The sequence below is a fragment of the Pseudomonas vancouverensis genome (assembly GCF_004348895.1).
In the GTDB taxonomy this organism is placed as follows: Bacteria; Pseudomonadota; Gammaproteobacteria; order Pseudomonadales; family Pseudomonadaceae; genus Aquipseudomonas; species Aquipseudomonas vancouverensis.
This window is the reverse complement of sequence record NZ_RRZK01000003.1, coordinates 58,919-71,797: the sequence shown is the minus strand read 5'-3', so window position 1 is coordinate 71,797 and position 12,879 is coordinate 58,919. Positions and strand designations below refer to the sequence as shown.

The following is a 12,879-nucleotide window of genomic DNA, read 5'->3' as shown; positions in this document are numbered from 1 at the left end:
TTCTCCAGCATTAATCGTTTGAGGGGCGACATTCTTGCGCAAAGTGCCAGTTGAGGCGAGTGCGGGGTTCAACACCGGTCGCTATGGAGCGAAAGCAATCTGCCTTGTGGGGGGTTGCGTATCGCCCAAAGCAATGGCGATATAGGCGCCTAATAAAATTTCAGGGGTCGTTGTATGCCACTCGCCACGTTGATTCATCGCGCCAGTTTGCCCAGCCCGCAAGTGTCTGCGGAGCAAGCGCTAGAGCTGTTGGAGGAACATTACGGGTTGAGCGGCAGGTTGCAGGCCCTTGGCAGCCAGCAGGACCTGAACTACCGCGTCGACAGCGAACAGGGGCGTTTCGTCCTGAAAATCTGTCGCGGGGATTACTCAGTGCTGGAGCTGCAAGCCCAGCATGCCGGCCTCAAACATCTGGGTGAGCATCCGGATGTCCACGTTCCCCGGGTAATCCCGGCAAAAAGCGGTACAGACCTGCTGACCCTCGACGTGGGTGGTCAGACCGTGCACGCACGTTTGCTGGACTACATCGAAGGTCAGCCGCTGACCAGCCTTGAGTATTTCACGCCTGAAGTGGTGGCCGGTTTCGGGCACCTGTGTGGCGAAATGGATCTGGCACTCGCCGATTTCGACCATCCGGGCCTGGTGCGTACGCTGCAGTGGGACGCACGCCATGCTCACGCGCTAATCGCCCATCTGTTGCCGGTGATCAAGGACGAAAATCAGCGTCGACTGATCGTCGAAGCCTCCGGGCAGGCCGAACGTCATTTGTTGCCACTGGAAAGCAAGCTGCCGGTCCAGGCTATCCACATGGACATCACCGACGACAACGTGGTGTGGCAGCGCGACAAACTGCGCCACTGGCAGTTGCAAGGCGTGATCGATTTCGGCGACCTCGTGCGCACTTGGCGCATCACCGATCTGTCGGTGACCTGCGCCGCGTTGTTGCACCACGGCGAAGGCGATCCTTTCTGCATTTTGCCGGCCATCAAGGCGTATCACGCAGTCAATCCATTGCAGCGTGAAGAACTGCTGGCGTTGTGGCCACTGATCGTCGCGCGGGCGGCGGTGCTGGTACTCAGCGGTGAGCAGCAAGTCAGCGTCGACCCGGGTAACACCTATAGCCGAGATAATCTGGTGCACGAGTGGGAAATCTTCCGCGTAGCCACCTCGGTGCCACTGGCCCTGATGGAGGCGGCCATCCTGACGTCGGTGGGTGAGCAACTGTCAGTGATTGGCAGCGAAGGCTTTGCGCCGCTGTTGCCGTACCTGGTCGGGCGCGAATTCGCATTGATCGATCTGGGCGTGCTCAGCCCACACTTCGAAGCCGGCAACTGGGAGCAGCCAGGCATTGATCAACGCCTGCTGGACGAAGCGGCCGCCGCCCATGGGCTGGCGGCCAGTCGTTATGGGCAATATCGCTTGTCCCATACTCGCCCGGACAGCGCGATTGAACCCGACACCTTCCCCCTGCATGTCGAATTGCGCGTTCCCCACGGCACTACGGTCGAAGCACCCTTTGCCGGTGTGGTTCACCATTCAGCGTCGGGGGCGCTGCAACTCGATGGCCCGCAACTGAGCGTGCGACTCTGGGGCGTTACGCCGTCCCTGCACAGTGGCGCGGCGCTGGTCAAAGGCCAGGTATTCGGCGCGGTCAGCGGTCCGTTGATCGTGCAGTTGTGCCGTGACGCTTCGCTGGATGCGCCGTTGTTCTGCACGCCCTCGCGCGCCGCCGCCTGGCAGGCGCTGTGTCCTTCACCGGCAGCCTTGCTGGGGCTGGCCTGCGATGCTGAAGCGGAACTCGATGGCTCGACATTGCTGGCGCGACGCGACGCCAGTTTCGCCCGCACACAAAAACATTATTACGTCGATCCGCCACGCATCGAGCGTGGCTGGCGCAATCACCTGATCGACATGCAGGGCCGTTCTTACCTGGACATGCTCAACAACGTCGCGGTACTGGGCCACGGTCATCCGCGCATGGCGGCAGTCGCCAGCCGGCAATGGTCGCTGCTCAACACCAACTCGCGCTTCAACTACGCGGCGGTGGCGGAATTCTCCGAGCGCTTGCTGAAACTGTCGCCGGACGGCATGGACCGGGTGTTCCTGGTCAACAGCGGCAGCGAAGCCAATGACTTGGCGATCCGTCTGGCGTGGGCCTACAGCGGTGGTCGCGACATGCTCAGCGTGCTGGAGGCCTACCACGGCTGGACAGTGGGCGCCGATTCGGTCTCGACCTCGATCGCCGACAACCCCAAGGCCTTGAGCAGCCGTCCGGACTGGGTGCACCCGGTGACCGCGCCGAACACCTATCGTGGTGAATTCCGTGGTCCGGACAGTGCGCCGGACTACGTGCGCAGTGTCGAGCACAACCTGGCGAAAATCGCCGAACAGAATCGCCAACTGGCCGGCTTCATTTGCGAGCCGGTGTATGGCAATGCCGGCGGTATCTCTTTGCCGGCCGGTTACCTGAAACAGGTTTACGCGATGGTCCGCGAGCGCGGTGGCGTGTGCATCGCCGACGAAGTGCAGGTCGGCTACGGGCGCATGGGCGATTTCTTCTGGGGCTTTGAACAGCAGGACGTGGTGCCGGACATCATCACCATGGCCAAGGGCATGGGCAACGGCCAGCCGTTGGGTGCGGTGATCACCCGTCGGGACATCGCCGAAGCGCTGGAGTCCGAAGGCTACTTCTTCTCGTCCGCCGGCGGCAGTCCGGTCAGTTGCCAGGTCGGCATGGCAGTGCTCGACGTGATGGAGGAAGAAAAGCTCTGGGAAAACGCGCAGATCGTCGGCAGCCATTTCAAGGCTCGCCTTGAGTCGCTGATCGATATTCATCCGTTGGTGGGCGCGGTGCATGGTTCCGGTTTCTATCTGGGCGTCGAATTGATCCGCAACCGCGAAACCCTGGAGCCGGCCACCGAAGAAACCACGGCGCTGTGCAATCGCTTGCGCGAGCTGGGGATTTTCATGCAGCCGACCGGTGACTACCTGAACATCCTCAAGATCAAGCCGCCAATGGTTACCTCGCGTCAGAGTGTGGACTTCTTTGTCGACATGCTGTCGAAGGTGCTAGCGGAAGGCCTGTAAACACTGCCCCCCGTAGGGGCGAACCTGCTCGCGATCAGGTCAGAAGGACTGTTTCGTGAGCAGGCTCGCTCCTGCAGGACGTTGTGGTGTTAATTCGATTGTTATCGGCTTTCAGTGTGTCACTCGCGTTAACTCAGATGATTGGTGCTTTGAAAGCCGATATTTATCGGATATAAAGGCGGCATAACCAGAACATCTCAATCCTCGACGGTTCCCTGGAGTCCAGATAGCCATGACCACGTTGAACAGCACCCCGCGCGCCGACGGCTTCTACATGCCCGCCGAATGGGCCCCGCAAACCCAGACCTGGATGATCTGGCCAGAGCGTCCGGACAACTGGCGCCTGGGCGGCAAGCCGGCACAGGCCGCTCACGTGGCCGTGGCCAAGGCCATCGCCCGTTTCGAGCCGGTGACCGTGGCGGTTTCCGCCGGCCAGTACGAAAACGCCCGGGCACGTCTGGACGTGCCGAATATTCGTGTGGTCGAGATGTCCAGCGACGACGCCTGGGTTCGCGATACCGGCCCGACTTTCGTGATCAACAACAGTGGCGAAGTCCGTGGCGTGAACTGGGACTTCAACTCCTGGGGTGGTTTCGACGGCGGCCTGTACTCGCCGTGGAACCGCGATTCGCAGGTCGGCGGCAAGATTCTCGAGATCGAGCGCAGCCAACGCTATCGCACCGAAGGTTTTGTGCTGGAAGGCGGTTCGATTCACGTCGACGGCGAAGGCACCCTGATCACCACCGAAGAATGCCTGCTCAACCGCAATCGCAACCCGCACATGAACCGTGCCGAAATCGAAGCGGTCCTGAGCGCAAACCTGGCTGTGGATAAGATCATCTGGCTGCCGGACGGTCTGTTCAACGACGAAACCGACGGCCATGTGGATAACTTCTGCTGCTACGTGCGCCCGGGCGAAGTGTTGCTGGCCTGGACCGATGATCCGCAGGATCCGAACTACCCGCGCTGCCAGGCGGCGATGAACGTGCTGCAAAACAGCACCGACGCCAAGGGTCGCCCATTCACGGTGCACAAGATGCCAATCCCGGGCCCGTTGTTCGCGACCGAGGAAGAGTGTGCCGGTGTCGATCCGGTGGATGGCACTCAGGAGCGTAACCCGAGTGTTCGTCTGGCCGGTTCCTACGTGAACTTCCTGATCGTCAACGGCGGCATCATTGCGCCAAGCTTCGACGATCCGTTCGATGGCCCGGCCAAAGAGATTCTGCAGAGCCTGTTCCCGCAACACGAAGTGGTCATGGTGCCGGGCCGCGAACTGTTACTGGGCGGCGGCAACATTCACTGCCTTACCCAGCAGCAGCCTGCACCGCACAAAGAGTGAGTGAGGTTGTAACAGCTTGAGTTGATTGCAAAATCCCTCGAGCCGTTGAACGGCTTCATGGCGTGGCACACAGCCCGCGATCCTTCGGGATCGCGGGCTTTTTTGTATCCACTTATCCACAGTTCAGAAACCTTGGCACAGCTCTTGTATCTCTGCTGATGTAACGCGGGGAGGGGGAGGACTTCGATGTTCTGTCATAAACCTTGGATAACGTAGCCGCTCACCAACCGGGAGAGAGCGCTGAAATGAACGCCGAAGTGAATGTGGTGAGCGATCGGACAATGCATCCCCTGTCGGTTAACAGCGAATCGCTCCAGATGCTGGCGCACTGGTTCAAGTCCAATGGAACGCGTCAGATCAGCGAAACTGATCCGCGCCGGACGATGATCGAGCGCTACCCTGCTGGCTTGTTCAGCGAAGCAGAGCTGGAAGCGTTGTGGGATGTAATGGAAGGATAAGAAGAACAACAACGGATTGAACAGGAAAAAGCGCTGCCGGGATGGCAGCGCTTTTTTTGCCTGCAATTTCATGCGGGCACAATTGTTCCCCTGCTGGAGCGATGTCAGAAACTGTATGTCCCCGTCACTACGAGACTGCGCGGTGCCCCCGGCTGGATCTGGAAGGCACTGGTCGCCGAGCTGTAGTAAGTCTTGTCGCTGATGTTGTTCAGCGCCGCGCGCAAGTCCCAATCCTTCTGGCGGAAACCGGCCAGGGCGTCCCAACGGCCGTAACCGGGCAGCACGGTGGTGTTGAGGTTGTCGGCATAACGTTCGCCGACCAGGGTCAGCCCTGTTTCGGCATACCAGCCCATTTCCGGTTTCCAGGTCACGAACAGGCTGCCGTTGTGCTTGGCTACGTTGTTGACGCGATTGCCTTCCAGGCCGTTGTTGTCCTTCTCGATGGTGGCGTCCTGTATACCGACGCCGCCACGCACGTACCAATTGCCAACAACCTTGCCGATGCCGGTCAGCTCGATCCCGCGCGAGCGTTGCAGGCCGGACAGCAGAGTAATGGTCGGATCGTTCGGGTCACTGGTACGACGGTTGTAGAGTTCCAGCTCATAGATCGCCAGGGTGGTGCTCAGGCGGTCATCGAGCCAGTCACTCTTCACGCCGATTTCCTTCTGCTTGGTCAGCTCGGGGCTCAGGTCGTTGCTGTTGCCGGCGGCGCCCGGGGTGATGCCGATCAGACCGCCGCCGACCGGCGAGAAGGTCTTGGTCCAGGAGGCGTAGAACGAGTGATTCTGCAACGGCGTCCAGACCACGCCGACCCGTGGGCTGGTGCTATGGCTGTCCTGGTCTTCGGAAATGTCGCGCACCTTGTTGGTGGTTTCGACGTCGAAGGTGTCGTAGCGCAGGCCGGCGAGCAATTGCCATTGATCGTTCAGGCGCAATTGATCCTGCACATAGATGGCGCGGCTTTCGACTTCGGTGTGGTTGTTGCTGGACACCACCATGCGCCCGGTGTGACGCAAATCGCGATTGGGATTGAACAGATCCAGTGCCGGCACCGGCGAGCTGCCCGGCCCGGAGGTCGCGGCGGTGTACAGGATCGGATCGCGGCGCTGGCTGCCGATTTCGATACCGGTGAGCAGGCGATGTTCCAGGCCGAAGGTATCGAAACCACCTTCGAGCTCGACGTTGTTGTAAATGTTGCGAGTGTTCAGGTCCTGCTGCCAGTGCTGGCGCGTGACCTTGTTGGTCGCTGGTGTGTAACCGGTCAGGTAGGTGTTGTCGAAGTCGCTGTCGAGCTTGAACACCCCCAGGGTCTGGCGCAGTTGCCAGTTTTCGCTCAACTCATAGGTGAGTTTCGAACGCAGGGACTGGGCCTTGTCATCGATGTAGTCGTGCTCGCTGCCGTAGGTCGTGTCGCGGCCTACGTCGGCCGGGCGACCGTTGACACCGGGAATGCCGCGATCCGGCGTGCGGTTGTAACGGCTGTACTCGTACTGCACCAGCCAGTTGAGGTCGGGTGTCAGTTGCCAGCTCATCGACGGCGCGAACAATTGGCGGTTGCCGCTCACGCCATCGCGAAAACTGTTTTCGTCCATGTTGCCCATGTTCAGGCGCAGGCTGATGTTCTCGGTCGGATCTGTGCTGAGGTCGGCGTACAGGCTGCGCAAGTCCTCGCTGCCACCCTGGACCTCGATGGTCGAGCGGCGGCCGGACTCGGGCATCTTGCTGACCCGGTTGACGATCCCGCCCTGGCTGCCGCGACCGTACAGCACAGCGGCCGGGCCTTTGAGCACGTCGATGCGCTCGATGTTGTGCAAGTCGCGTACGTACTGGCTATCGTCGCGAATGCCATCGAGGTAGAAGTCGTTGCTGGCGTCGAAACCGCGAATGCGCAGGCTGTCGAAGCGCGTGTCTGCGCCGCTGCTGATGTTGGGCATGCCGCTCAGTGCCGTGCCCAGATCGTTGGTGCCGTAGTCCATCACGCTCGAGGTTTTTACCGAGTCGATCGCTTGTGGCACGTATCGCACCGGCGTGGATGTGCGAGTTGCTGTGTTGGTCTGGGTGACGCGAGGATCATCGGCATCGACCTCGGCGCTGACCGACGTGGCGGGCAGTGTGGTTGGTGCAGCGACCGAGAAGCCGGCAGACAGAAAGGCAGAAAACCCAAGGGTGACGGGCGTAAGACGAAAGGGGGCAGGCATTTATACAGCGCATCCGAGAGGGTGGAAAATTCAAGGGTGCAAATGATAATGCTTGTTATTTGCTTTGGTTCGCCGTTCTTTTCTGTTCCCTGGAAATGTGTGTTTCTAATTGTGTCTCTATCGTTACAAAGACTTTTCGACGGGATTTGACCGATCCATGAAACACACTGAAAGCGATTCCGGCGTTTTTCCGCAACCGGCAGACGATTAATCTGCCGCCATCGATTTTTGCCGGAGCTTTGTCATGATCCTTCACTACATCTACGACCCGTTGTGCGGCTGGTGCTACGGCGCAAAGCCACTGGTAGAAGCTGCCCAAACCGTATTGCCGGTTATTGCCCATGGCGGCGGCATGATGAGCGGAAGCAATCGGCAGAAGGTTTCGCCGCAACTGCGCAACTACGTCATGCCCCATGACCGGCGCATTGCCGAATACACAGGTCAGCCCTTCGGCGAGGCGTATTTCGAAGGATTGCTGCGTGATCACAGCGCGCTATTCGACTCGACGCCACCCACGGCAGCGGTGCTGGCAGCCGAGGCGATTGCCGGGCGCGGTCTTGAATTACTTGGCAGGTTGCAGACTGCTCACTACGTCGAAGGGCGAAGAATTGCTGATGCGGCGGTATTGATCGAGATGGCTCAAGGCATTGGTCTGGAGCCTCCCGCCTTCAAAAAAGCCTTCGAAACCGTTGATCCGCAGGATCACTTCCAGAGCAGCCGGGCATTGCTATCAAAAGCAGGCGGACAAGGTTTCCCCACCTTCGCCCTGGAAATGGACGGCCAGTACAGAGTGATCGATATCGGACCCTGGCTCGGTAAACCGCAGGCCTTTGCCGATTGGCTGAGTCAGTCATTGCCTGATCAGGCTTCATCCAATCCCGCAGCGGTTTGTGGCGTAGACGGCTGCATCGATTGAATAATCCTGCCACGTAAAGCAATTTCTTAGACGATTTTTACCTATTTGTAGAAGATTCATGAAATTGACACATCGTAAGGGGCGCGGCTACGATTCGGCCCCTGCGCCTGTGGCTGACCGCCACGATCACAAAAAAATAATAAGGCCCGCCGCGAGCAATCGTGGGCGGGTCTTTTGTTTTCGCACGGAAATAAGAGCGCCAAAGCGCCGTTTCAGCGGACGACACAGCGCGTATCAACCGATACCAAGGAAAAAAATAAAATGTTGAACAAGCGAATCAGCCTGATCGCTCTGGGGATTTTGAGCGCTTCACAGGCCATGGCTAACGACCAGGCCGAGTCCAAGGGTTTTGTCGAAGACAGCAGCCTCAACGTGCTGCTGCGCAACGCCTACATCAACCGTGACTACAAAGACGGCAACCCGGATAAATCCGAGTGGGGCCAGGCAGCCATCGGTACCTTCAAGTCCGGCTTCACCCAGGGCACCGTCGGTGTCGGTGTAGATGCGTTCGGTCTGTACGCATTGAATCTGGAACGCAGCGAAGACCGCAGCGGCGCGCAAGGCATCGACTTCTTCAAGAAAGGCGACAGCGGCGCTCCGGCTGACGACCTGTCCAAGGGCGGCGCGGCGATCAAGTTCCGCCTCTCCAGCACCACGCTGACCTACGGCGACCAGATGCCGGCCCTGCCGGTGCTGAACTACGACAACTCGCGTCTGCTGCCGGAAAGCTACACCGGCACCATGATCACCTCCAAGGAGATCAAGGGCCTGCAACTGGACGCCGGTCGTTTCACCGCCGAGTCGCGCAAAAGCGCTGAAGGCCGTGACAGCGGTGGCTTGAAGTCGATCAACGTATTGGGCGGTAGCTATCAGTTCACCGAGCAATTCAAGGCGGCGCTGTACGCTTCCGACGTCGAAGACGTGCTGAAGAAGCAATACGTGAACGCCAACTACGTGTTCCCGATCGACAAGGATCAGTCCCTGACCCTGGACTTCAACGGCTACCGCACCAAGCTGGACGATTCCTACGTCCGTGAAAGCGGTGCAACCGGTGATGACAACAAGATCTGGAGCCTGGCCGCGACCTTCGTCACCGGCCCGCACTCGTTCACCCTCGCGCACCAGCGCAGCACCGGTGACAGCAACCTGGGCTACGCCTACGGCGGCTATCAGAAGGATCAGGGTCGTGTCGGTGACGGTGGCAACACCATCTACCTGGCCAACTCCTACTGGTCCGACTTCAACGCCGAAGACGAACGCAGCTGGCAACTGGGCTACGGCCTGGACTTCAGCGCCTTCGGCGTGCCTGGCCTGACCTACAACGTTGCGTACGTACGCGGTGACAACATCACCACGTCCACCAGCGAAGGCGGCACCGAGCGCGAAATCTTCAACCAGTTCAAATACGTCGTCCAGAGCGGCCCGGCCAAAGACCTCAGCGTGAAACTGCGCAGCTCGGTCCTGCGTGTTTCGCAGAAGTCGAGCGAGTACAACGTCAGCGGTAACGAACTGCGCGTGTTTGTCGATTACCCGATCAACATCTTCTGATGATGGTTGCGTGATCAAGGCCTGATGCAAGGCTGAGAAAAGAAGAAGCCCCGACTGGTTCGGGGCTTTTTTTGTGTTTTGAATGGTTCATGTCGCTGAAAGTCGATTTCGAGAACATGAGTCGGAGACGTGTCGTCGGCGGCGACATCTGCCGAAAATGTGTCGCAAAAAGTGAAAAATTCCGACACTTCACAGCGTTTCATGCGGATAGAAAAACGGCACCGGCTAAAATGCTGGATATTTTTCGGCTTTTAATTCATTACGCCACGTAACGAATGATGTTCCCGCCCCCACCTTTTTCCCCCTGACACAACCCAATACATTCCTCTCCAACGCCTCCCGATCATCCCGACGGGAAGGCCACTGGAGATGTCCCCATGCCTTTCGTAAATGTCCGCATTACCCGTGATGGCGTTACCGCTGAGCAGAAGGCTCAGGTCATCGCGGAAATCACAGAAACCCTGGAGCGCGTGCTCAACAAGCGCCCTGAATTGACCCACATCGTGATCGAGGAAATCGACACCGATAACTGGGGCTATGCCGGGATGACCACCACCCGGTACCGCAAACAATTGGCCGAATCCCAGGAATAGCCAGGTAGTCGATTGATCAACTTTTAATCACTTGTTCGAGCAGAGGTCTTCATCATGAGCTTTTCGAAAAAAGTCATCGTTATCACCGGCGCCTCCCAAGGGCTTGGCGACGGTATGGTCCAAGCCTTCCGTGAACTCGGTTACCGCATCGTCGCTACGTCGCGTTCGATCAAGCCCTCCACCGACCCGGACATGCTCACCGTGGCCGGCGACATTGGCGAGCCCGAGACCGCCCAGCGCGTGATCCGTGAGGCCATCGCCCGCTTTGGTCGCATCGATACGCTGGTGAACAATGCGGGGATATTCATCGCCAAACCCTTCACTGCCTACACCGCCGAAGATTATGCGAACGTGTTGTCGGTGAACCTCAATGGCTTCTTCTACATCACTCAGCTGGCCATTGCCGAGATGGAAAAGCAGGGCAGTGGCCATGTCGTGAACATCAGCACCAGCCTGGTGGATCACGCCATCGACGGTGTGCCTTCGGTGCTGGCCTCGCTGACCAAGGGTGGCCTCAACGCGGCGACTAAATCCCTGGCCATCGAATACGCCAAACGCGGCATTCGGGTGAACGCGGTCAGCCCCGGCATCATCAAGACGCCAATGCACAGCGAAGAAACCCATGCTGCGTTGGGCAGCCTGCACCCGGTCGGGCACATGGGCGAGGTCGATGATATTGCCCAGGCCGTGGTGTATCTCGATGGTGCCAAGTTTGTTACCGGCGAAATCCTGCATGTGGACGGAGGGCAGAGCGCGGGTCATTGAAAACATCTTTTTCAGATGTTCGGAATCACCAAAGCCCTCGTATTGCTACGGGGGTCTTCTTGTGAAGGTGAGCCAGTGAGCGATCCTGATAAAGACCCCACTATTGGTATCGATTGAGAATGTGTCGATTACAAGCTATGTTGCACTGTGTCTTTTTCGACACATTTTGATTCGCTATCCATAAACCTGATCGACATTCATCACGGTTTTTGATTGTGCAATCTTATCCTTACCCGATGAAAATGGATTTTCTATGAGCGGTGATGTGCAACGGCAACAAAACGACAAGATGTGGTTTTTGCAATTTTTGCGGGCTGTTGCATGCCTGCTCATCGTCTATGTTCACTGGCTTACATTTATATTGAATCCCGGCTCAGTGAACGAGTTTGTTTATCAGACGAAGCTTCCAGCGTATGAGGCTTCAGCTGGGGTAATTACCTACGCCACAGCCGTCGGTAAAATATTGCCATTCGATTTTCGAGAAGTTTATTTTGGCCTGGCACTATTTTTCCTTATTAGTGGTTTTATCATTCCTGTTTCCCTGGAAAAAGGCAGCAAGGTGAATTATGTCGTTCGGCGCATCGCGAGGATTCTGCCAACGGCCTTTGTTTGTACGATCATAACGTCGTTGGTCATGCTTGCAGGCATCTATGTGGAAGGGAGTTCGGTCGCGCCTTTTTCGGTTGTTGCGGTACTGGCAAATGCTTTACTGGTACGGGATATGCTGGGGCAACCATTCATTGATACAGCCATCTGGACGCTGGAAATAGAAGTACATTTTTATATTATCTGCTTTGTCATCAGCTTTTTCTCTGGTCAGAAAAAAGCATGGGTCATTCTGTCATTACCTGCCCTGTTCTTTCTGGCCAGTTTGGCCCTGACGTATTCCACGGGACCCTACGAAATCTACAGGCGATACCTCAATGTAATCGCAATTAATGGAAGTTTTCTTGGTGTCATGTTCGTAGGTATGGCGCTTTACAACTTCAGCACTGGAAACTGGTCTGTTCTTAAAACAGCGATCATGGTTTTTGTATTGCTGGTGTTGAACAATTTGACGCTGCAGAATTACGCCAGTAGTACGTTCACTATTATCTATGCCAATCATGTGTCTGCCGTGCTGGTCTTTATCAGACTGATGTTACTGGGCGACAGGGTGCCCTATTTCAAACTGATGGATAAACTGGCTGAAATTTCCTACCCGCTTTATCTTCTGCATGGAGGGTGCGGATACACGATTTTTTACATGGTGTACAAAAGTACACACAATACCAGTGTTTCCCTCTTTGCTTCGTTCGTGGCCGTCAGTTCTCTTACCTACATTGTTCACTGGACAATTGAGCGCCCGTCGACCCCGGTGGGTAAAAGAGTTGCCGGGTTTTTCGACAGGCAGGCGGCTTTGCGTCACAAGCCTGATGGTGCGATAGCGTGACTCGAATGGCGCTCATGCCTTCATTTGGCTGACAGCTGTAAAACAAAGCCCTTGTATTGCTACAGGGGCTTTTTCTTGAGGGTATCGGTGAGCAATGCGAATCAGGACGTCTGCCGATCCAGATCACGCCGAAGCACGACAGCAGTGGTGATGTCTTCAACGGTTTCATGACTGGCGACGGCATCCCTGACTCGATTCAGGTCATCGATGGTGCGTGATTCGACCTCGATCACCAGATCCAGCTGGCCACTGACCGAGGAGATGCGCCGTACCTGCGAGTGTTGCGCAAGTAGATCCAGCAGGCTGATGGCCGGTGTACGTTTCAGGCAGACCAGGAGGATGGCGCGGATCACGTTGGCGTCGATTTCGCCGATATCCGCTCGGTAACCCCTGATCACGCCATTGCGCTCAAGGTTGATGACGCGTTCGCTGGTCGCACTTCTTGAAAGGCCGATTCTCGCGGCCAGCGCCTTCAGGGCTATGCGCGCTTCCTTGGATAATATTTCGAGTATTTCGCGATCTTTCGTGTCCAGGTCGCGCATC

At 57.5% G+C, this 12,879-nt stretch carries 10 protein-coding genes; 8 read left to right on the top strand and 2 right to left on the bottom strand.

Going from position 1 to position 12,879, the window contains the following annotated elements:
• The first annotated feature begins 174 nt into the window (after positions 1-174).
• From EIY72_RS02865 to EIY72_RS02855, 3 genes are all read left to right on the top strand, one after another.
• Positions 175-3,087 carry an aminotransferase gene (locus EIY72_RS02865; RefSeq protein ID WP_093227690.1) on the top strand — a complete coding sequence of 971 codons (2,913 nt, stop codon included), beginning with the start codon at positions 175-177 and terminating at the stop codon, positions 3,085-3,087.
• Positions 3,088-3,319: 232 nt separating this feature from the next.
• On the top strand, positions 3,320-4,426 hold the full coding sequence (gene aguA / locus EIY72_RS02860) for an agmatine deiminase (protein WP_093227688.1): 1,107 nt from the start codon (positions 3,320-3,322) through the stop codon (positions 4,424-4,426).
• Between the two features lie 245 nt (positions 4,427-4,671).
• Positions 4,672-4,884 carry a hypothetical protein gene (locus tag EIY72_RS02855; RefSeq protein WP_093227686.1) on the top strand — a complete coding sequence of 71 codons (213 nt, stop codon included), beginning with the start codon at positions 4,672-4,674 and terminating at the stop codon, positions 4,882-4,884.
• Between the two features lie 104 nt (positions 4,885-4,988).
• Here EIY72_RS02855 and EIY72_RS02850 read toward each other — a convergent pair whose 3' ends face one another.
• Entirely contained in the window at positions 4,989-7,082 is a 2,094-nt protein-coding gene (locus tag EIY72_RS02850) for a TonB-dependent receptor (RefSeq protein WP_093227684.1), read from the bottom strand.
• A 244-nt stretch (positions 7,083-7,326) separates the two neighbouring features.
• Between EIY72_RS02850 and EIY72_RS02845 the strand changes: the two genes are divergently transcribed.
• The 5 genes from EIY72_RS02845 (at position 7,327) to EIY72_RS02825 (ending at position 12,336) form a co-directional block, all read left to right on the top strand.
• Complete coding sequence (locus EIY72_RS02845) at positions 7,327-7,998, top strand: DsbA family protein (protein WP_093227682.1); 672 nt, start codon at positions 7,327-7,329, stop codon at positions 7,996-7,998.
• A 261-nt stretch (positions 7,999-8,259) separates the two neighbouring features.
• Positions 8,260-9,546 (top strand): OprD family porin, encoded by a 1,287-nt coding sequence (locus EIY72_RS02840; RefSeq protein ID WP_093227680.1) that lies wholly within the window; start codon positions 8,260-8,262, stop codon positions 9,544-9,546.
• 377 nt (positions 9,547-9,923) lie between these two features.
• The gene (locus EIY72_RS02835; protein ID WP_093227678.1) at positions 9,924-10,139 is read left to right on the top strand and encodes a tautomerase family protein; all 216 of its coding nucleotides are present in this window, start codon (positions 9,924-9,926) and stop codon (positions 10,137-10,139) included.
• Between the two features lie 54 nt (positions 10,140-10,193).
• Complete coding sequence (locus EIY72_RS02830; RefSeq protein ID WP_093227676.1) at positions 10,194-10,904, top strand: SDR family NAD(P)-dependent oxidoreductase; 711 nt, start codon at positions 10,194-10,196, stop codon at positions 10,902-10,904.
• Between the two features lie 253 nt (positions 10,905-11,157).
• On the top strand, positions 11,158-12,336 hold the full coding sequence (locus EIY72_RS02825) for an acyltransferase family protein (RefSeq protein ID WP_093227674.1): 1,179 nt from the start codon (positions 11,158-11,160) through the stop codon (positions 12,334-12,336).
• A gap of 101 nt (positions 12,337-12,437) precedes the next feature.
• On the opposite strand, the gene EIY72_RS02820 is transcribed toward EIY72_RS02825, so the two are convergent.
• A complete protein-coding gene (locus EIY72_RS02820; RefSeq protein ID WP_093227672.1) occupies positions 12,438-12,878 on the bottom strand; it encodes an Lrp/AsnC family transcriptional regulator in 441 nt (146 codons plus the stop codon).
• Position 12,879: the final 1 nt, after the last annotated feature.

Coding starts and splice junctions, on each gene's coding strand:
- EIY72_RS02865 (WP_093227690.1), top strand. CDS start 175: ATGCCACTCGCCACGTTGATTCATCGCGCCAGTTTGCCCAGCCCGCAA.
- aguA (WP_093227688.1), top strand. CDS start 3,320: ATGACCACGTTGAACAGCACCCCGCGCGCCGACGGCTTCTACATGCCC.
- EIY72_RS02855 (WP_093227686.1), top strand. CDS start 4,672: ATGAACGCCGAAGTGAATGTGGTGAGCGATCGGACAATGCATCCCCTG.
- EIY72_RS02850 (WP_093227684.1), bottom strand. CDS start 7,082: ATGCCTGCCCCCTTTCGTCTTACGCCCGTCACCCTTGGGTTTTCTGCC.
- EIY72_RS02845 (WP_093227682.1), top strand. CDS start 7,327: ATGATCCTTCACTACATCTACGACCCGTTGTGCGGCTGGTGCTACGGC.
- EIY72_RS02840 (WP_093227680.1), top strand. CDS start 8,260: ATGTTGAACAAGCGAATCAGCCTGATCGCTCTGGGGATTTTGAGCGCT.
- EIY72_RS02835 (WP_093227678.1), top strand. CDS start 9,924: ATGCCTTTCGTAAATGTCCGCATTACCCGTGATGGCGTTACCGCTGAG.
- EIY72_RS02830 (WP_093227676.1), top strand. CDS start 10,194: ATGAGCTTTTCGAAAAAAGTCATCGTTATCACCGGCGCCTCCCAAGGG.
- EIY72_RS02825 (WP_093227674.1), top strand. CDS start 11,158: ATGAGCGGTGATGTGCAACGGCAACAAAACGACAAGATGTGGTTTTTG.
- EIY72_RS02820 (WP_093227672.1), bottom strand. CDS start 12,878: ATGCGCGACCTGGACACGAAAGATCGCGAAATACTCGAAATATTATCC.